Source organism: Methanohalobium sp., assembly GCF_018609725.1.
In the GTDB taxonomy this organism is placed as follows: domain Archaea; phylum Halobacteriota; class Methanosarcinia; order Methanosarcinales; family Methanosarcinaceae; genus Methanohalobium.
The window spans coordinates 1-18,833 of record NZ_JAHENT010000086.1; the positions used below are offsets into that span (position 1 = coordinate 1).

Genomic DNA, 18,833 nt, shown 5'->3' on the forward strand with positions numbered 1-18,833 from the left:
AAACAATACCTGATGGAATTTGATGATACACAAACAACTGGTTGAATTTAACAATGTCTTATATCAGGCAACTTGCTCAAAGCAATTGTACACTGAAAGCATTGTTTTTGTACACATCTAAATATGATTAACTACGTTAAATGATTTATGGTTAAAAAACAATAAACAACGGGGTTGTTTCATCCAACGGTTAGAAACCGTTGGCTTTCACGTACCCCTGTTGCCCCTTCTTCGTAACTGTAAAAGTTACCTTATTACAACAACCACTGTACCATCGACATCCATTACGTCTACTGCCCGACCTGAAGACATTGCTTCTTTTTCTATTTCAACTGAATCCGGTTCAAGTTCGATGTTTTCACCGTCTACAGATACTACAATTTTACCTTCGTCGGCTTGTTTTGCAATTATTTCAGGGTCTTCAGACTTCAGTGTTTTTACAATAGAACCTGCTTTATCTCTGAATTTGGGACCTATTGTACCCATGTTGGGTTTAATTTCTAATGGTTTGTAATCTATTTGCGGATGGCCGGATAGGACCTCTACTTCTGAATTGGTTGCACCTTTAATCTCCTCAATATCATTGTTCCCTATAACATCAGAATAGATTTCCACTTTTTCTAGTGGTGCATTTAATGCCATGCCGTTATCAGATTTATATCTTCGAATATTGCTTGCAATATCCTTTATAACTTCTCCCTTACTTTCAACATCATTGTTAATCAGTAATTTATTAACTTCAGGCCATGACTGTTCATGAACACTTCCTTCTTTGAACCTTGAATACATCTCCTCTGCAAAAAACGGTGCAATTGGAGCAAGGACATGTATAAGCGTATCAATTGCATAATATAATGTAGTTTGTGCAGCTTTTCTTGGTTCAGGGTCATTACCATAAAGCCTTGATTTAACCAATTCAAGATAATTGTCAGCAAGAACTTCCCATGCAAAAGTACGTATTGATTTGTAGGCTTCATCAAATAGCAGTTTGTCCATACTGGTTGTTACAGATTCTATTAATTTGTTCAACTTACTAAGCAACCATTTATCAACCAGTGATAAATTTTCTTGAGGTATTTGAGCCATATCACTGCTGTCAGGTACAAACCCTTCCAGATGGGTCATGGAGAACCTGTAGATACTCCAAACCTTCTGCATAAAACGTGAGGCAGAAACTACATCTTTCCATCTAAACATTACATCTGAACCGGGTGTTCCACCGACTGCTCCCCATTGTCTAAAAGCATCAGCACCATATTGACCAACCACTTCGTCTGGAGATATTATATTACCCTGGGATTTGCTCATTTTATGACCGTCTTCACCGAGAACCATCCCGTTAACAAGGATAAATTCCCACGGTTTTATCCCTTTTATTGCTTTGGTACGAAGTATTGTATAAAAAGCCCATGTACGCAGAATATCATGACCCTGCGGACGTATCTGAGTGGGGAGACGCAGTTCATGTTCACTTAACCAGCCTGATACATGGAGTGCTGTAAGGGATGAATCCATCCATGTATCCAGTACATCATTTTCTGGTTCAAAATCTTTTGACCCACAGTTGCACGGCTCAGGCGGTTCGGTCTGTGTAGGGTCAAGTGGTAACCATTCCTCTTTGGCTACCATTGTCTCTCCACATTTATTGCAGTACCACACCGGGATGGGGGTTGCAAATACTCTCTGACGTGATATACACCAGTCCCATTCCATAACATCGGTCCAGTTTTTTAGTCGGGTTTTCATATACTCAGGATGCCAGTTAACTTCATCAGCTGTATTGTGGATTTCATCATCATTTACCGACACAAACCATTGAGGTTCTGACAAAATTTCAATGGGAGTTTTACATCTCCAGCATAACCCTACATTCTGTTCCAGTGTTTCCTGTTGATAGAGATGACCTTTATCACTAAGTTCTTGAGTTATGGCGTCTTTACATTCTGAAATGGTCATACCAGAATACTTACCAGCCACATCGGTCATTCTACCGTTTTTATTGATTGCTTTTCGAACCGGCAGGTCATATTTTACACACCAGCGGACATCCTGTTTATCACCAAATGTACAAATCATTACAACTCCGGTTCCAAAGGATGTATCCACATCCTCGTCCGCCAGCACCGGTACTTTCTGTCCAAAGATAGGAACTTCTACCTCATCGTTTATGTGTTCCCTGTAGCGCTCATCTTCTGGATTAACAGCTACTGCGACACATGCAGGAAGTAATTCAGGTCTTGTGGTTGCTATTTCAAGGTCATCAAAATAAAGATAATTCAAACTGGTGTCTCTTGAATCATATTCCACTTCTGCAAGTGCAATGGCGGTTTCACATCTGGGGCACCAGTTTACAGGGTAATCAGACTGATAAATGCGGTTTATATCATACATCTGGACAAAGGACTTTTGAGTTTTAACAAAATATTCAGGTTCCATTGTGACAAATTCATTATTCCAGTCAATGGAAAAACCAAGACGCATCATGGTCTCACGCATTTTCTCAATATTCTGACTGGTAAGGTCTTTACACATTTTACGAAATTCTGCTCTTGAAACCTCATTTTTGGTTATCCCGTGTAATTCTTCAACTTTTACCTCTGTAGGAAGACCATGGCAGTCCCATCCCTGGGGAAACATTACATTATACCCACGCATTCGTTTATATCTGGCTATAAAATCGATGTAACACCAGTTTAATGCATTACCGATATGGAAATTGCCTGTTGGATATGGAGGGGGAGTGTCTATAATGTACTGGGGTCGACTCTGGTCTTCCCAGTCAAAATGATATTTGGACATGTCCCACGAACTCTGCCATTTGGGCTCTACTTCATGAGGGATATATTCTTTTGGAACCGTCATTGCAACTCTCCAATGATTATTAATTAGTAATCTTGTTTGTGATATTTTACAGTAATTTGAGATTATTTAAATATATCTAGTAAATCAATAAAAATATGGTTTAAAAATGACACCAATAATTGATAGTTGTTAATGGCCAGAATCTGGTGTTATACAAAATTAACCCACTGTATATATTTAAACACTTGAAAAATACCAAAACTGATTTATATCTATCGGATTATTTTTCTTATAGGGTTTATTTTTAACCTGTAAGTAGGGGGTTAAAGAGGTCAATAAAATAACTGTACTTGCATTTAACGGTAAATCCATGTGTTTTGCACATGTTCTATTGAATTCTCTGGATATGTATGAAAGAAGATATTGCATAAAGAAGGGCCAAATAAATCTGGTATTCCCTCACCGGTTATATCAGAGAATCAAAGAATCAGGAATTATTAACCTCGTATGCAAAACATACCCATTCCCAACATATCGAAATATATTGAAAAATAGCTATGAATTTATAACCTTCTGAATTTGGATAAGGTAGATTAAAATGTTAAGCGAAAAAATGACCGAAGCATTAAATGTACAACTCAACAAGGAGATGTATTCTGCATATCTATACATGTCCATGTCCGCTTATAGTACATATATCGGACTGAATGGGTTTGCCAACTGGTTTATGGTGCAGTACCAGGAAGAGATGACCCATGCCATGAAGTTTTATGATTATATTAATGACCATGGAGCTCAGGTAAAATTAATGGAAATACCACAACCACCTACTACATTTGATTCAGCACTGGACATGTTCGAGAAAACGCTTGAACATGAAAAATTTGTTACAAAATCCATTAATGAACTTGTCGACCTTGCAGTTGAGGAAAAAGACCATGCTACATATACATTCCTCCAATGGTACGTTTCCGAACAGATTGAAGAGGAAGCAAACGATAACGAAATAATTTCCAAACTTAAACTTATGGGCAAAGATGGTAGCGGAATGTATATGCTGGATAAAGAACTCAGCCAGAGGATGTTTGTTCCAGAATATACATCCAAATCATTGTCAGGTGCACAGACACAAACCCAAGCAGAGGATAAAGGACAATAATCATTAAAATTTACAGGGTGATATAAATGATAGAAAATATAGTTAAAGGAAAAGAAGAAGAAGCAGAAAGTAAATTAAAAGAGAAACATGTTCCATCAATTGAAATAATGAAAGGACAGGGTAAACAAGGAGAAGATGTCATAGAAGTTGCTGTTGGAAAAGAAACTCCCCATCCAAACAAAGTGGAACACCATATAGCATGGGTGGAATTGCACGGAGTAAGAAATAATGGACAGGTGGTAAATCTCGGAAAAATGGATTTTGCTCCTGTTTATGTAGAACCAAACGTAAAATTTGAAGTGAACAGTATTGATGATTTCAAATCTTTCTACGCTGTTGAATACTGCAACATACACGGACTCTGGGAAAATAGTGTTGAAATTTAATGCAGTCAAAAAGTTGAATACATTTCAACTTTTAATTTCTTTATTTATCCCTCATAATAACCGATTTCTTCTTCTGTTAGATAACACGCAGGATCATCTGCCCATACATTATTATGCACTGCTTCTGCACGGACACGGAAATTTCCATTACAGATATCAAACCATTTACAACTGGCACATCGATAAGCATTGGATTTAATAAGAGGTTTCCGATTTTTAAGTCCAGCCATCAAATCATCACTGGTATCTTTCCATATATCACTAAACTTTCGTTCTTTTACATTTCCGAGTGTATAATGCCTCCAGAACTGATCGGGATGAACTGAACCGTCCCATGACACACATCCTATTCCAATACCTGATGAATTGCCTTTATTCATCGACAACAACTCATAGACATCTTCAGCACGTTCCGGGTTTTCCTCAAGCAGACGGAGATATACATATGGTCCATCACAGTGGTTATCCACTGTAAGTACTTCAACCTGTTTACCCTTGTCATGAAGCTGTTTTGTACGGTCCATTATAAGGTCAAGTGTTTTTCGCGTTTCCTCTGGTGAAAGGTCTTTGTCCATCAGACCTGAACCTCTTCCTGAATAGACAAGATGGTAGAAACAGGTTCTTGGAATATCCATCTCATCGATAAGGTCAAATAATGAGGGGATATCTGCTACGTTTTCCTTATTCATGGTAAAACGTAGACCCACTTTAATCCCTTCTTTCTGACAATTTTGCAAGCCTTCAAGAGCTGCGTTGAATGAACCCTTTACACCTCTGAAACTGTCATTTGTATCTTTCACACCATCAAGGGATATTCCTACATACGACAAACCTATATCTTTTAATGTCTTTGCCATATTGCTATCAATCAGTGTTCCGTTGGTAGAAATAACAGCACGTATTCCTTTTGACCTTGCATATCTTACAAGTTCAAAAAGGTCATGGCGCATAAGTGGTTCTCCACCAGAGAAAAGAATAACAGGTGAGCCAAACTCTGCAAGGTCATCGATTAATTCTTTACCCTTATTCGTGGTCAGCTCGTCACTGTAATCAATATTCTGGGATTGGGCATAACAGTGTGCACATTTAAGGTTACACCGCCTGGTTACATTCCAGACAACAACCGGTTTTTTATCTTTGGAAAATTGCAGAAGGTGAGAGGGGAGTTTACTGGACAGACATCCATACCTTAAAGCATCTGAGGATTCTACCGTGCCACAGTAAAGTTTTGAAATTCCTATCATTTTAATTCCTGTATTAATTTATTTATTGAGTACCGTAAATAAAATCATGAATATCTGCAAGCATATTTTCAAATAGATATTTTTCTGGTACAATATCTACTTTTATCCCATAATTTTTTAAAGTGTTGGCTGTAGGTGTTCCGATAGCTGCTACAGTTGTGTCGTTGCTGTTTAATACTTCTATAATCCTATCTTCTGCTTCAACATCATTTGCTTTAGTAAAGAAATTGTGCACAATCATAGAACTTGTGAATGCAAACACGGATATGTTTCCCGCAAGTGAACAACGTATAAGGTTTTTCTGTGTGATATTGTCCGGGATATTCAGTGTATAAACCTGAGTTTCAAATACCGTTGCTCCGTTGTTAATGAGACCGGATATCAAATACTTTGAACCATGTGAACTTCTGGCTATATCAATCGTTTTACCTTCTACATAAGGGCTGAGGTAATCCACTACTCCCTCTGAACTATATGAATCAGGAAAATCCATACATTCTATACCAGCATCTTCAAGAGCTTTCTGTGTGTTTGGACCTATTGCCAATACATCGGTATTGTTTAAAGCTGCCAAAAATTCCTGGTTGATTTCATCAGAAATTTTATTCAGTGTAAAATCGATGCCATTTGCACTGGTAAAGATTACATAATCGGATTTTCCGTTTAACATCCGGTATACAAAATCATCGAAACAATCGTCTTTTTTATCTTCAATTTCAATCATGGGTGCAGAAAAGGTTTCAAAACCATACTCCTGTGCCAATGTTACTGATTTGTTAAGATACATTTCCGGACGCATGATGGCTATAATTGGTGTTTGACCAGCATCATGATTTATATTAAAAGCCATATTATATTCCTCTTTAACAACATCAATAATCCTGTTAGTCATTAAAACCAAGTTTGTTTCTAAGTTTTACAACATCACCTATTACTGTTATAGCTGGCGGTTTAACACCCCTATCTTCTGCAATATCTGCTATCGATTCAATGGTTCCTACCGTCACCCTTTGATCTGAATGAGTTCCATTTTCAATTATTGCCACTGGTGTTTTTGGGTTTTTTCCGTGTTTGATAAGCTGTTGTGCATTTTGTTTAAGTCTTTTAACTCCCATAAGAATAACAATAGTACCTTCAAAATTTGAAAGTGATTCCCAGTCAAGGGAACTTTCATTCTTTGTAGGGTCTTCATGCCCAGTAATAAATGTAACCATTGAAGCGTGGTCTCTGTGAGTTAAAGGGATACCTGCACAGGCGGGTACTGCTATAGCTGATGTAATACCAGGTATCACTTCAAAATTTATACCTTCTTTTACAAGTTCCTCTACTTCTTCTCCGCCGCGACCAAATATATATGGGTCGCCCCCTTTAAGACGAACGACTGTTTTCCCTTCCCTTGCTTTATTTACAAGTACCTGATTGATTTCATTTTGGGATAATTTGTGGTTACCTGCAGATTTTCCTGCATCTATTTTTTCAACACTTTCAGGTATTGATTCAAGAATCTCCTTTCCCGGTAACTGGTCACAGACCATGACATCGGCTGATTTTATTAACCTATCAGCCTTCAAAGTCAATAATTCGGGATCACCCGGTCCTGAACCGACAAGGAACACCTTACCATTTTTCTGGTTCATATTATTATTAGCCCTCTTTATATTAGTTGAAACATCTGAATAATTTCCTGAAATAAATAGTTTACAGATTGTTAAATTAAAATAATAACCAGTATAAAAAAGATATATATCAAAATATAGAAAAATTGTCATCGTTTCCCATACCGACTAATTTTACTAAAACTCCAAAAACTATATTACACACAAACATATACTTTTTACATGGGGGATTTATACAATGACAGAAGAACAGTTTAAAAAAATCCTTATTGCCACCGATGGTTCAGAAAACTCTAAAAATGCGATAAATTCAGGTATAGAAATTGCAAAGATAAATAATGCCGATATATATGCAGTATATGTTATTCCACCTGTAAGTGCACCAGCCGCACAAAGAGGAAAAAGTTGGGCTGAATCTATCAGGCAGGATTTAACCGAAGACGGAAAAAAGGCAACAAAAGATGTTGAAGATGCCGCAAAGGAAGCAGGCGTAAATGTGGAAACAATTTTGCTTGAGGGCAACCCAAGTGAGGAGATAATCAATTTTGCCGAGAAAAATGATATGGACCTGATTGTTTTGGGTTCACTGGGTAAATCAGGCGTTGAGAAATTCCTGATTGGCAGTGTAGCTGAAAAAGTGGTCAGGAATGCTAATAAACAGGTATTGATTGTACCTTGAATATTTGATAAGGGGGAGTACAAAATGGTTGATAAATACAACAATATATTAATTGCTACTGATGGTTCAGAAAATTCCAAAAATGCGATACAAGCAGGGGTGTATCTTGCCAATAAAACTGGTGCAAATGTATATGCAGTTTATGTAATACATCCAGTAAGTGTTACTACAGGTCGCAAAGGTCCTGATTGGGTTGAGGCTGCCAGAGAAATGATGAGAGATGAAGGAGAAAAAGCAACTAATTACATTAAAAAAATAGGTGATGAAGAAAATTTGGAAGTAGATTCAGTAATACTTGAAGGCGACCCGGGGGATGAAATTGTAAAATTTGCTGACAAAAATGATGTTGACCTTGTTGTCATGGGCACTAGAGGATTATCTGGAATACAGCGTTTCATGGTTGGCAGTGTAGCCGATAAAGTTGTAAAACACTCAAATACGGAAGTATTGATTGTGCCCTCTTAATCTATATATAAGTAAAATAATAACAATATATATTGACAATACCTATGTATGGTTATCATACGCTCCTTTAAAATTTGAATATGATGAGTTTACCCTATCATGTACAAATCTTGATGGGTTTATTTTTTAAGATAACTTTTGAAGACAACAAAATTGAAAAAATTACAAAAAAGTGAGATGTAAAATTTATCTGCCATATAATCCAATAAGTTCGCCTTCAGCCAATATATGACCGTCCATAGCATTTTCCAGATTTTGTCTGTTTGCTCCACCATCAAGGTTTAATTCTGTATCAAGTGCATAAACCCTGAAAATGTATCTATGTGTAGTATCAGATGGTGGGCATGGACCTCCATAAGAAACTTCACCAAAACTGTTTTCCCCTTCTATACCGGGTACACTGTCTTTCATTATATTTGATTCAGGATTTATGTTCCAAACTATCCAGTGTGTAAATACTCCTCCCGGTGCATCCGGGTCTTCAACAATTAGAACCAGACTATCTGCATCATCCGGAATTCCGGAAAATTGCAGTGGAGGATTTATATTTTCACCATCACAGGTGTAGACTACCGGTATCGTTTCATTGTTTTCAAATGCACTGCTGGATACATCAAACTGTGCAATTTGAGAGTCTTCTGCACCATTATCCGGTTCGTTGCCATCCTGACCTGTACATCCAATACCCAAAAATATTATACAAAATAACAACAATGTTATAGACATATTGATTTTATTCAATCCCATTCTCCCCCCGGTAATTATATGTTATCAATTTTATTTGTAGATATAATACAGATGATTTTTATCAGGTATATAACTTATTTGTTGCATATAGATATTTTTTATCCACCTGATTACGACCAAAATTTATATATAACAGTATTCCCACAATGTTGCTGTTTCTACAAAATTGTATACTGTGGTATGTCTGAACAGCATGTCTCAAAAATTTGTTAAGACGTTGCAGTGGTTCGTTATACAGTATGCAGTCCCACCAAAAATCAAGCAAACTTGGTTTCATGGGTGTAGAAACAATAGACAAGGTAAATGTCTGCCCAAAAACAGCAAAAGGTGATTAAAAATGAGGGAAAGAATGTTATATGGCATGCTGGGAATGGATCCGCACTCCACAAAGTCAATAACCAAAAAAACAATGCAGAGATGTCCAAAATGTGGAACCTATCAAAAGGTAGGAGACGAACCACAAAAATGTGTAAACGAAAAATGCAGAGCTGAAATTGTACGTGAAGATTTTAGCAACACTGCAAGGTCTACTATGATGATGGCATCGAAATAACCACATCCCCTGATGTGGTTTCCATTTTAAAACATTTTCAGTTTATTACCCAAACCCTTCTCAACTGCTTTTCTATAAACAAGGTCTGCTGTTGATATATCCTGAATCGCAAGCCCTGTAGAATCAAATACCGTTATTTCTTTTCTAGATTCCCTTCCCGTAATAGAGCAGGTTATTATATCTCCAAGTTCCCCATAAATGTCGGTTGTTGAGATTATATTATTTGACAAGGGTACATTGATTTCACCTGAATGTGATGCCTGTTCCATATCATCAATTATTACCTTTGAATTTTTAAGAATTTCAGATTCAAGTTCTTGCTTTCCTTTGGCATCCGCACCGATAGCATTAATATGTGTTCCCTCATTTATCCATTCAAATTTTACTATAGGATTCCTTACAGGTGTAGTGGTTACTAAAATATCACAATCGCATACATCTTTTATGTCAGTCTTTATAAAATCCCCACCAACAACTAGTTTCATCCGGTCTTCAAATTCATCACAATGCTTACTGCTTTTGCTTGTAATTTTAACCTTCTCAATATTGAATATATGAGACAGTGCAAGCAACTGCGAACGTGCCTGGTTACCGGTGCCGATTATGCCTATGATTTTTGAGTCCGGTCTTGCAAGATATTTTGCAGCTACCCCTCCGCCTGCACCGGTTCGCATATCCGTAAGATATGTACCATCCATTATTGAAATAGGTGCACCCGTTTCAGTTGAGTTAAGGATTACTGTCGCCATCACAGTCGGCAAATCTCTGAATGGGTTATCAGGATGAACATTTACAATTTTTACACCACTAATATCCATATCTTCCAGATAGGTAGGCATCGTTCTAAGGTCGCCATTGTATTTATTGAAATAAAGATACAGTTTCGACGGCATCTGTACCTTTTTCAAACCATGCTGTTCAAATGCTTTTTCAACCACATCTATCGTGGATTTCATATCAAGGACATTTTTAACATCACTCTGGTTTAGCCACAACACATCCATGTACTGTTACCTCTTAATAAATTGTTTAAGATTACAACACCTATAAATCTTGCTGACATAATAACGATTAAGATGCAAAATAATCCCCATTCAATTGAATTTTTCAGACAAAAGTTGTCAGAACCTGCTTTTGATGTCAGATATCTGTTCAATAGAGGATATCCAAGAACCAGTACAATACAATTTGTCGGCAACCATTACCGGTTAAATGAGGAAGAAAGGCATATACTCACAAGAGTGGTTGTATCATCCAATAAATCAAAATTGAGAAAACAGATAAAAATAGAATGCAATCAAATCAACAATAGGAATCTTATTGTTGATGGCTACAATGTATTCATCACAGTTGAGAGTTTACTGAACAATTACATCCTTTGGAAAAGTGATGATGGATTTTTCAGGGATACAAGAGGAATTTTTAAAAAATTCAAAATCACGGATACAACCTACAAAGCAATCGATGAGATACTAACGTTTCTTTTAGAATATCATATAAATTCAGTTATTATACTATTTGATAAACAGATTAGTAAAAGTGGCGAACTTGCCAGATTTTTAAGTGAAAGGCTTAAAAACTATTCTATTGAAGGATATGCCAGAACCTCAAGACATGTGGATTTTGATTTGAAAAATAATAGTTCTGATTATATCATCGCAACCTCTGATGGAGCGGTAATTGATAATTCAAAACAAGTAATAGATATCCCAGAATGCATAGCAAAAAATAAAGGCTACAGAGCGTTTACACTATAAAAATCAACAACCAACCACTACATACATTAACAACTTTTATTTTGAATTTAGAGTCAAAAAATGATATATAATGTTTACCCCTAAATATAATTTATAGGGGAGTTTAAATTGAAAAATAGAATTATAAAAATAAGGAGTTTGGTTTTATTTGTTTTGATACTGACACTATCAATCTATATAAAACCTTACTCTTTTGAATACAAAAAGTTTAAATCTGACAGTAATCCGATTGAGAAAAACCATCTAATAAACAACATCAAAAAAGTCACAAATTGGAATCACGATACAGGAATAGAAAATGATGCCTCTACATTAAAATTTGTTGACCCTGTTTTGATGCTGATTATACTTGTAATGGCTTTTTTGCTTTTAAAAGCTATAGAACACGTCTGATATCTAGTTATTTTATAAGAGTGCAATAAAGTTTTCCAGACTAAATTACAAATTAATTATTACACTCATCAGTGAGGGATAAAATGGCAAATACTATAGTAAAAAGGATAGGTGAATTATCTCTTGGAAAAATTCTAGGAATCATATATGCAGTCATAGGTTTGATAATCGGTGTTATTGTAAGCTTTGTAACGCTTATTGCGGGAAATATAGGTATGGGGAATGCAATTGGTGGTCCTGCTTACCTATTTGGTGCTGTTGCCATAATACCATGTCGGTATTTTATGGTATCATGAGTTTTATATTAGGGCTTATTATCGCTGTAATATACAACCTGATTGCAGGTTTTATCGGCGGTTTAGAAATAGACCTGGAAACAGATTCAAAAACATAATATATCCTTAATTTACTATTTTTTAAAGGATATAAATAAATACTTCTATATTGATGGAAAATATAATGGTCAAAATAGGGATAATAGTAACAGATAACAACGACTGGACCGCCAGAGCTCTGTACAATGCTGCAAAAGAGCGAAATTTTAACCCTGTTTTTATAAATCTGGAAAATATTGAAGTATCTATAGGCTCCACTATCCGTTATTCTCTAAGAGAAAACGGTTTATCTGAACTGGATGCTGTGGTAGTTAGGGATGTAGGGGCTGGTTCTATAGAAAGCGTAAGTTTTCGTTTTGATGTTCTGCGACAGCTGGATGAATCAGGGATACTTATTGTAAATACTCCTGAATCAATACAAAACGCGGCTAACAAATATTATTCCACATACCTTATGGCAAAAGCAAACCTGCCTGTTCCCTGTACAAGGGTTGTTCAAAGTGTTGAAAGTGCGTTAAAAACACTGGATGATTTCAGGGACGCAATTATAAAACCCGTGTTCGGATTCAAGGGCATTGGTATTATAAGAATCAAAAATAATTCAATTATTGAATCAGATAATACAACAAATCCAAAACAGATTGAAGAAATGGTTAAAAATGAACTTGATGATAAAGGAATGCTTTATATCCAGGAATATATCCCCAACATGGGGAGAGACATCCGTGCTTATGTAGTTGATGGCGAGGTGATTGGTGCCATATATCGAACCGCGACTGATGGAAAATGGTTAAGCAATTTAAGTCAGGGGGGTTCTTGTCAATGGTGTTCACTTACCCCCTACCAGAAAGAAATATCCATAAATGCTGCCAATGCCATCGATACTGCCTTTGCGGGTGTCGACCTGATTGAAGGTAACAATAAAACCATGCTACTAGAAGTCAACGGTACACCATCAGGTGCAGGGATATACAAATCATTGGGAATTAACCCTGCTGATTATATAATGGACTACATCCAAAAACAAATGAGAGGATGAAATGATAGATTACAAACAATGCATTATAATAAGAGAAGACCTTAAACTTTCAAAAGGAAAACTTGCAACTCAAGCAGCACATGCAGCTGTTTCTTCAGTAGAAAAAGCAAGTAAATCCACCACTGAAAACTGGAAAACTGGTGGACAAAAAAAAGTGGTTCTTAAAGTCCCCGGATTACAGGATTTGTATGAATTAAAAGAAATAGCAGAAAAAAAAGATATACCCACTGCACTGATAAGTGATGCTGGACATACACAGATACCAGCAGGTACTGTTACAGCTTTAGGGATAGGGCCTGCAAAAGTAGAAGAACTTGACAGTTTCACCAGTAACCTGAAACTTGTATAATTATATAATTTCATGTGTATTAAATGAAAAAAGGATAAGTAAACAGGTTTTTACTGGTTTTTGTTTCCGGATATCTGGATAAAATGGATGTTATTCAGCAATACATTAACTCAAAAAAATCTGGTTAATCTAAAAAAGCCTGATATTGATTTTTGATTAGACTTAATATAAGAGCGAGGATTTATGAAAGTTCCTGATATTGAAAAAGAAATTGGCATTGATCTGTATACAACATCCACCAATGGGATTGGTGGCACTTTGAGACAGGAAACCGATGATTTCATTGTAAAAGAAATCACAAACCGTGAAGAAGGCGACACTGGTAAATACCTTATTCTTGAACTTAAAAAAAGCAACTGGGAAACACATCATCTTATAAGAGACCTTTCCCGCAAATTGGGCATCAGTCAGAAACGTATTGGATTTGCAGGAACAAAAGACAAGCGAGCTGTTACAACCCAGAAAATAAGCATTTACGATTTAAGCCTTGAAGATATAAATAATGTTACTTTAAAAGATTCCGAGATAAATTATATAGGAAGGTCTGATAAATCTGTAGAACTCGGTGACCTCATCGGAAATGAATTTTATATTACAGTAAGAAACACCGACCTTAGTATAGACGAGTTGTATAACCAGCTTGAAATTATTACCAAAGATATTAAACAAATGGGAGGCACTCCAAACTTTTTCGGTGTCCAGAGATTTGGTTCTACCCGTCCAGTCACACATATAGTTGGTGAATCACTTGTAAGAGGCAATCCAGAAGATGCCGCACTTAAATATATTGCCTCTGCGTTTCCAGACGAACCTGAAGATACAAAATCAGCAAGGAAATATGTATATGAAACAAGGGACTATATTGAGGGATTAAAACTCTATCCACTAAGGCTTAGATATGAACGTTCGATGATGGATTATCTGATTAAAAATCCGGATGATTATAGTGGTGCATTTAATGTGCTTCCAAGAAATATACAAAGAATTTTTGTGCACGCTTATCAATCTTATATGTTTAACAGGATTTTGTGCCAGCGAATAAAGGAAGGACTGCCACTTAATAGAGCCGTAGAGGGAGATATTGTCTGTTTTAGAAATAAAGCTGGTTTACCGGACACCTCACGTATTCAGGAGGTGACATCGACAAATATTGATGGGATGAACAACCTTATCAAACGCAAGCGCGCCTTTATAACTGCCCCGTTGATAGGATACCAAACAGAATTTTCTTCCGGAAAACCCGGAGAAATAGAAAAGAAGATATTTAGAGAGACTGGATTTTCCATAGAAGATTTTAAAGTCCCTTCAACTCCGGAGTTGGCATCAAAAGGTGTAAGAAGAGAAATTTTACTACATACCGAACCCTATTTTAAAGCAGATGAAGATGAGTTAAATCCCGGCAAATCAAAAGCTGTACTGGATTTTACACTTCCAAAAGGAAGCTATGCAACAACACTTTTAAGAGAGTATATGAAAGTAAACCCTCTTAAAATGAGCTAATTGTTATCATTTGTTATCCATCATTGCTTCAATAAACGCTTTGAAAGGCGGAGATGGATGCCCGGGTCTGGATGTAAATTCCGGATGGAACTGTGATGTGAAGAAGAATTTTTTCACGGGTATTTCTGCAATTTCCATACGTTTTCCATTATTCATTGCCGAAAATATCATTCCGTGTTTTTCAATTTTTTCAATATATTCAGGATTTACTTCGTACCTGTGTCTGTGTCTTTCTACTATCTCATCAGCTGAATAGATTTGCTGTGCCAGTGTACCCTGTTTTAAACATGCCTCATAAGTTCCAAGGCGCATTGTCGCTCCCATATTAACAAGGTCTTTCTGTTCAGGGAGGATATCAATAACCGGATGAGGAGTATATGGATCGAACTCGGTACTATTGGCATTTTCTAACCCCACCACATTTCTTGCAAACTCAATTACACTAAGCTGCATACCCAGACATAGTCCAAGATACGGAATATCATGCTCTCTTGCATACTGGATGGCTTTAATTTTTCCTTCAATACCTCTTTCACCAAACCCACCTGGTACAAGTATTCCATCGTAATCAGAAAGGTTTTCCAGTGCATCAGAATCTCTATTAATCAATTCAGCATCAATCCATGTTGATTTAAAATTACAACCGCTTTCAATCGCAGCATGTTTTAAAGCTTCACGGATGCTTATATAAGAATCTCCAAGATGTGTATACTTACCGATTATTGCAAATTTAACTTCGCCGGTGATAGATTTCATTTTTGAAACCATTTCATTCCAGGAAGTATCCTCGGTTATTTTATTAAGATTGAGCATTTTCATTAGATAATTGGTAAGTCCTTCCTTCTCCAACATTAGAGGGACTTCATAAATATCTTCAACATCGTTTGCACTTATAACAGCCTCTTCAGGAACATCACTAAACAACGAGATTTTTGAAATTGTACTTTCCAGTAGAGGTTCTTCACATCTGGCTACAACCACATTTGGTGCAAGCCCAAGTTCTCTCATATCTCTTGTAGAGTGCTGGGTAGGTTTGGTCTTTTGTTCACCCTGTGCATCAAGTGGAACAAGTGTCACATGTACAAAAATAGTATTATCCTCTGGTTCCTCTCTGTGCATCTGCCTCAGAGCTTCCAGGAAAGGCATACTTTCAATATCACCGATTGTTCCTCCTACCTCTATCAGACAAATATCTGCACCACTATCAGATGCTACATCTCTTATCCAGTCTTTTATTTCATTTGTCACATGAGGTATAATCTGGACAGTTTTTCCCAGATATTCTCCACGTCTTTCTTTTGATATTACGGAATTGTAGATTTTACCGGTGGTTATATTATGGTCATGAGTTAGTTCCGTATCCAGAAACCGTTCATAATTACCAAGGTCGAGGTCTACTTCTCCCCCATCCTTCAAAACATAAACTTCACCATGCTGATAAGGGCTCATCGTTCCTGCATCTATATTTATATAGGGGTCTATTTTGATTGCTGTTACCCTATAACCCTTATTTTTCAAATTCCGTCCTATAGATGCGGTTGTAATGCCTTTTCCCAGTCCGCTCATTACTCCGCCGGTAACTACGATGTACTTCATATTGAATCCAACTACCTTTTTCATTTATTAATCGGGAGTTTTAAAAACAAATACATTATCAATGCTGTAAACAATATCGCCAGTATTACTGCTGGGTAAAATCCCATTTCAAATTCTATTCCTGTAGATTGGGTTGACAGGACGTATATCATAAAGGATGCAATCAATACACCTGCTATTAACAGGGCAAGTTTTGATGATACATCCAAACTTGATTTTATTGAATACGATGTACTATCAGAATCCCCTTTATTACTGTTTCGATTCACTTCAAATTTATTATCCACTGTTATGTGGTCATCAACATCTACTTCTACTGAAATATTTGCTGATTTTTCACTACCTATTTTTATCGAAAAACCAGAAGTTTTTGATCCGTATCCAACTGTTACATAAATGTCTCCTTCTACAAATCCCTCTCCTCCTATTGGAAGATGTGATATTACTGGCACGTACTCCTCGTGTCGGACGTATGGATTATCTTCAAGGAAAGTTATATGGTCTTTGAGGTTATCACTGATTGAAAAATAAACATTTGTAGGTGAACCGTAATTAATCACAGCTATTTCAAAAGAATGTTCTCCACCAGGTGATAAAGGTATTTCTACAATATCATCTTCAAATTCAATCGAATTAATTTCCAACCTGTTAATATGTACCTGTTGCAATAACATATATATTCTTGAATATAAAAACTAATACTTATTCTCTAATATCTGGCGGGATCAGATTAGGTATACCGTCTTCTACAGGGTAGTATTCCTTGCATTGTGAACAATAAAACGTACCTGATTTTATTTCAACTTCATCTTCTTCGACAATGTTTAAAACCAAATCCCCTTTACAGATAGGGCATGCCAGTATGTCCATTAATTCTTTTTTCAACTGCTCACCTAACACTGGATACATCATCAATCATATCAACCTTTTGGTAAACTAAAAGCATATATAAAAACATAACACCAGAAAATATTTAAGCAGTTCCGAGAGTTTCAAATAACATTCATACTTTAGTTTAGGATAAATTTGCAATTAATACCTAATCTTGATTGGAGGTGAAGGTTATGGAAACAACTTTTAGTGCTATTAAAGCAGATGTAGGCAGTGTAGCCGGACATCACGTTGTGCCCGAAGAACTTGAAGAAAGTGCTATATCAGTTCTTGAAGAGGCAAAAGGAAAAGATATATTTGATTACTTTGTTACACACTGCGGTGATGACCTTGAACTTATCATAACCCATGATAAGGGTGAAGAAAGTGAAGAAGTATATGAAATCGCTTGGAATGCTTTTTTAAAGGCTACTGAAAAAGCAAAAGAACTAGGATTGTATGGTGCCGGACAAGATCTTTTAAGCGATGCTTTTTCCGGAAACATCAAAGGTCTAGGCCCTGGTATTGCAGAAATGGAGTTTAAAGAAAGAAAAAGCAACCCTGTATTTACTTTTATGATGGACAAAACTGAACCCGGTGCATTCAATCTGCCAATGTACAAGATATTTGCTGACCCGTTCAACACCGCTGGTCTGGTGCTTGACCCGAATATGCACTCTGGTTTTGTTTTTGAAGTGTGGGATATCAAAGAAAGTAAAAAAATTAATTTCTACTGCCCAGATGACCTCTACGACATGCTTGCTCTTATAGGTGCTAAAAGCAGATATGTAATCAAAAGAGCATATCCAAAAGAAGATAATCCAAAAGCAAATCCTCAAGAACCTGCTGCTGTAATATCAACCGAAAAACTATCACATATAGCAGGCGAATATGTGGGTAAAGACGATCCTGTTGCGGTTGTCAGAGGCCAGTCAGGTCTGCCTGCTGCCGGTGAGATACTTGAACCGTTTACTCACCCAGAACTTGTCAGTGGATGGATGAAAGGATCTCACAACGGACCTCTGATGCCTGTACCGGTGGAAGATGCTGCACCTACAAGATTTGATGGACCACCAAGAGCTATATGTCTTGGATTCCAAGTCAAAGACGGTATGCTGATAGGTCCAGTTGATTCATTTGCAGATCCGGCATTTGATAAAGCCAGAGAAAAAGCACATCAGGTGTCTGATTATATGCGGGCACATGGTCCATTCGAACCACACCGTCTCCCAGAAGAAGAAATGGAATATACTACACTACCTGATGTCATGGAAAAAATCAATCACCGTTTTGAAGATATGGATTAATACTTATACCATATCTTATCCTATTTTCATTTTACA

Annotated in this window: 22 protein-coding genes; 13 read left to right on the plus strand and 9 right to left on the minus strand. The window is 36.7% G+C overall.

Features of this window, described 5'->3' with window-relative positions:
- Positions 1–246: 246 nt before the first annotated feature.
- Positions 247–2,862 (minus strand): valine--tRNA ligase, encoded by a 2,616-nt coding sequence (locus tag QZ276_RS05565; protein WP_292486048.1) that lies wholly within the window; start codon positions 2,860–2,862, stop codon positions 247–249.
- 538 nt (positions 2,863–3,400) lie between these two features.
- On the opposite strand from QZ276_RS05565, the gene QZ276_RS05570 reads away from it, so the two are divergent.
- Entirely contained in the window at positions 3,401–3,961 is a 561-nt protein-coding gene (locus QZ276_RS05570) for a ferritin (RefSeq protein ID WP_292486050.1), read from the plus strand.
- A gap of 26 nt (positions 3,962–3,987) precedes the next feature.
- Positions 3,988–4,347 carry a desulfoferrodoxin family protein gene (locus QZ276_RS05575; RefSeq protein WP_292486052.1) on the plus strand — a complete coding sequence of 120 codons (360 nt, stop codon included), beginning with the start codon at positions 3,988–3,990 and terminating at the stop codon, positions 4,345–4,347.
- 44 nt (positions 4,348–4,391) lie between these two features.
- Here QZ276_RS05575 and ahbC read toward each other — a convergent pair whose 3' ends face one another.
- The 3 genes from ahbC to cobA are packed head-to-tail and all read right to left on the minus strand — an operon-like array spanning position 4,392 to position 7,228.
- On the minus strand, positions 4,392–5,591 hold the full coding sequence (ahbC, locus tag QZ276_RS05580; protein ID WP_292486054.1) for a 12,18-didecarboxysiroheme deacetylase: 1,200 nt from the start codon (positions 5,589–5,591) through the stop codon (positions 4,392–4,394).
- Positions 5,592–5,613: 22 nt separating this feature from the next.
- Entirely contained in the window at positions 5,614–6,483 is an 870-nt protein-coding gene (locus QZ276_RS05585; protein WP_342765701.1) for a uroporphyrinogen-III synthase, read from the minus strand.
- Positions 6,476–7,228: a uroporphyrinogen-III C-methyltransferase gene (cobA, locus tag QZ276_RS05590; RefSeq protein WP_292486055.1), complete on the minus strand. Its 753-nt coding sequence runs from the start codon at positions 7,226–7,228 to the stop codon at positions 6,476–6,478. Before cobA ends, QZ276_RS05585 begins: the two co-directional genes overlap by 8 nt.
- Before the next feature lie 217 nt (positions 7,229–7,445).
- Between cobA and QZ276_RS05595 the strand changes: the two genes are divergently transcribed.
- Together QZ276_RS05595 and QZ276_RS05600 are read left to right on the plus strand one after the other, a co-directional pair.
- Complete coding sequence (locus tag QZ276_RS05595) at positions 7,446–7,886, plus strand: universal stress protein (RefSeq protein WP_292486057.1); 441 nt, start codon at positions 7,446–7,448, stop codon at positions 7,884–7,886.
- A 24-nt stretch (positions 7,887–7,910) separates the two neighbouring features.
- Positions 7,911–8,351, plus strand: a complete 441-nt coding sequence (locus tag QZ276_RS05600; RefSeq protein WP_292486059.1) for a universal stress protein — start codon at positions 7,911–7,913, stop codon at positions 8,349–8,351.
- A 186-nt stretch (positions 8,352–8,537) separates the two neighbouring features.
- Here QZ276_RS05600 and QZ276_RS05605 read toward each other — a convergent pair whose 3' ends face one another.
- Positions 8,538–9,098 (minus strand): YbhB/YbcL family Raf kinase inhibitor-like protein, encoded by a 561-nt coding sequence (locus QZ276_RS05605; RefSeq protein WP_342765702.1) that lies wholly within the window; start codon positions 9,096–9,098, stop codon positions 8,538–8,540.
- 337 nt (positions 9,099–9,435) lie between these two features.
- Between QZ276_RS05605 and QZ276_RS05610 the strand changes: the two genes are divergently transcribed.
- A complete protein-coding gene (locus QZ276_RS05610; protein ID WP_292486061.1) occupies positions 9,436–9,651 on the plus strand; it encodes a hypothetical protein in 216 nt (71 codons plus the stop codon).
- 26 nt (positions 9,652–9,677) lie between these two features.
- Here the strand turns inward: QZ276_RS05610 and ala are convergent, their stop codons facing one another.
- Positions 9,678–10,655, minus strand: coding sequence for an alanine dehydrogenase (gene ala, locus QZ276_RS05615; protein ID WP_292486063.1), 978 nt, complete (start codon positions 10,653–10,655; stop codon positions 9,678–9,680).
- 72 nt (positions 10,656–10,727) lie between these two features.
- Here ala and QZ276_RS05620 point away from each other — a divergent pair, with 72 nt between their 5' ends.
- From QZ276_RS05620 to truD, 7 genes are all read left to right on the plus strand, one after another.
- Positions 10,728–11,408, plus strand: a complete 681-nt coding sequence (locus QZ276_RS05620) for a DUF434 domain-containing protein (RefSeq protein ID WP_292486065.1) — start codon at positions 10,728–10,730, stop codon at positions 11,406–11,408.
- Positions 11,409–11,516: 108 nt separating this feature from the next.
- Positions 11,517–11,801, plus strand: coding sequence for a hypothetical protein (locus QZ276_RS05625; protein WP_292486067.1), 285 nt, complete (start codon positions 11,517–11,519; stop codon positions 11,799–11,801).
- 83 nt (positions 11,802–11,884) lie between these two features.
- A complete protein-coding gene (locus QZ276_RS05630) occupies positions 11,885–12,097 on the plus strand; it encodes a hypothetical protein (RefSeq protein ID WP_292486069.1) in 213 nt (70 codons plus the stop codon).
- Positions 12,094–12,195: a DUF3566 domain-containing protein gene (locus QZ276_RS05635; protein WP_292486070.1), complete on the plus strand. Its 102-nt coding sequence runs from the start codon at positions 12,094–12,096 to the stop codon at positions 12,193–12,195. The genes QZ276_RS05630 and QZ276_RS05635 overlap by 4 nt, the downstream gene beginning before the upstream one ends.
- Before the next feature lie 65 nt (positions 12,196–12,260).
- Positions 12,261–13,175: a tetrahydromethanopterin:alpha-L-glutamate ligase gene (gene mptN / locus QZ276_RS05640; protein WP_292486121.1), complete on the plus strand. Its 915-nt coding sequence runs from the start codon at positions 12,261–12,263 to the stop codon at positions 13,173–13,175.
- 1 nt (position 13,176) lies between these two features.
- Positions 13,177–13,524: a peptidyl-tRNA hydrolase Pth2 gene (pth2, locus tag QZ276_RS05645; RefSeq protein WP_292486071.1), complete on the plus strand. Its 348-nt coding sequence runs from the start codon at positions 13,177–13,179 to the stop codon at positions 13,522–13,524.
- A 183-nt stretch (positions 13,525–13,707) separates the two neighbouring features.
- The gene (truD, locus tag QZ276_RS05650; RefSeq protein ID WP_292486073.1) at positions 13,708–15,024 is read left to right on the plus strand and encodes a tRNA pseudouridine(13) synthase TruD; all 1,317 of its coding nucleotides are present in this window, start codon (positions 13,708–13,710) and stop codon (positions 15,022–15,024) included.
- Positions 15,025–15,030: 6 nt separating this feature from the next.
- Here truD and pyrG read toward each other — a convergent pair whose 3' ends face one another.
- From pyrG to QZ276_RS05665, 3 genes are read right to left on the minus strand one after another with little or no spacing between them, the layout of a single operon-like run.
- Positions 15,031–16,620: a glutamine hydrolyzing CTP synthase gene (gene pyrG, locus QZ276_RS05655; RefSeq protein ID WP_292486124.1), complete on the minus strand. Its 1,590-nt coding sequence runs from the start codon at positions 16,618–16,620 to the stop codon at positions 15,031–15,033.
- 20 nt (positions 16,621–16,640) lie between these two features.
- Positions 16,641–17,264: a hypothetical protein gene (locus QZ276_RS05660; protein WP_292486075.1), complete on the minus strand. Its 624-nt coding sequence runs from the start codon at positions 17,262–17,264 to the stop codon at positions 16,641–16,643.
- A 58-nt stretch (positions 17,265–17,322) separates the two neighbouring features.
- A complete protein-coding gene (locus QZ276_RS05665; RefSeq protein ID WP_292486077.1) occupies positions 17,323–17,505 on the minus strand; it encodes a methytransferase partner Trm112 in 183 nt (60 codons plus the stop codon).
- 179 nt (positions 17,506–17,684) lie between these two features.
- On the opposite strand from QZ276_RS05665, the gene fbp reads away from it, so the two are divergent.
- A complete protein-coding gene (gene fbp / locus QZ276_RS05670; protein WP_292486079.1) occupies positions 17,685–18,797 on the plus strand; it encodes a fructose-1,6-bisphosphate aldolase/phosphatase in 1,113 nt (370 codons plus the stop codon).
- Positions 18,798–18,833 lie beyond the last annotated feature (36 nt).

What these genes read in the sequence shown, in the direction of transcription:
- pyrG (WP_292486124.1), bottom strand. Translation starts at nt 16,620, where the DNA reads ATGAAGTACATCGTAGTTACCGGCGGAGTAATGAGCGGACTGGGAAAA.
- ahbC (WP_292486054.1), bottom strand. Translation starts at nt 5,591, where the DNA reads ATGATAGGAATTTCAAAACTTTACTGTGGCACGGTAGAATCCTCAGAT.
- cobA (WP_292486055.1), bottom strand. Translation starts at nt 7,228, where the DNA reads ATGAACCAGAAAAATGGTAAGGTGTTCCTTGTCGGTTCAGGACCGGGT.
- ala (WP_292486063.1), bottom strand. Translation starts at nt 10,655, where the DNA reads ATGGATGTGTTGTGGCTAAACCAGAGTGATGTTAAAAATGTCCTTGAT.
- QZ276_RS05565 (WP_292486048.1), bottom strand. Translation starts at nt 2,862, where the DNA reads ATGACGGTTCCAAAAGAATATATCCCTCATGAAGTAGAGCCCAAATGG.
- QZ276_RS05620 (WP_292486065.1), top strand. Translation starts at nt 10,728, where the DNA reads ATGCAAAATAATCCCCATTCAATTGAATTTTTCAGACAAAAGTTGTCA.
- QZ276_RS05575 (WP_292486052.1), top strand. Translation starts at nt 3,988, where the DNA reads ATGATAGAAAATATAGTTAAAGGAAAAGAAGAAGAAGCAGAAAGTAAA.
- QZ276_RS05585 (WP_342765701.1), bottom strand. Translation starts at nt 6,483, where the DNA reads ATGACTAACAGGATTATTGATGTTGTTAAAGAGGAATATAATATGGCT.
- fbp (WP_292486079.1), top strand. Translation starts at nt 17,685, where the DNA reads ATGGAAACAACTTTTAGTGCTATTAAAGCAGATGTAGGCAGTGTAGCC.
- QZ276_RS05630 (WP_292486069.1), top strand. Translation starts at nt 11,885, where the DNA reads ATGGCAAATACTATAGTAAAAAGGATAGGTGAATTATCTCTTGGAAAA.
- QZ276_RS05570 (WP_292486050.1), top strand. Translation starts at nt 3,401, where the DNA reads ATGTTAAGCGAAAAAATGACCGAAGCATTAAATGTACAACTCAACAAG.
- QZ276_RS05595 (WP_292486057.1), top strand. Translation starts at nt 7,446, where the DNA reads ATGACAGAAGAACAGTTTAAAAAAATCCTTATTGCCACCGATGGTTCA.
- QZ276_RS05610 (WP_292486061.1), top strand. Translation starts at nt 9,436, where the DNA reads ATGAGGGAAAGAATGTTATATGGCATGCTGGGAATGGATCCGCACTCC.
- QZ276_RS05605 (WP_342765702.1), bottom strand. Translation starts at nt 9,098, where the DNA reads ATGGGATTGAATAAAATCAATATGTCTATAACATTGTTGTTATTTTGT.
- QZ276_RS05635 (WP_292486070.1), top strand. Translation starts at nt 12,094, where the DNA reads ATGAGTTTTATATTAGGGCTTATTATCGCTGTAATATACAACCTGATT.
- truD (WP_292486073.1), top strand. Translation starts at nt 13,708, where the DNA reads ATGAAAGTTCCTGATATTGAAAAAGAAATTGGCATTGATCTGTATACA.
- mptN (WP_292486121.1), top strand. Translation starts at nt 12,261, where the DNA reads ATGGTCAAAATAGGGATAATAGTAACAGATAACAACGACTGGACCGCC.
- pth2 (WP_292486071.1), top strand. Translation starts at nt 13,177, where the DNA reads ATGATAGATTACAAACAATGCATTATAATAAGAGAAGACCTTAAACTT.
- QZ276_RS05600 (WP_292486059.1), top strand. Translation starts at nt 7,911, where the DNA reads ATGGTTGATAAATACAACAATATATTAATTGCTACTGATGGTTCAGAA.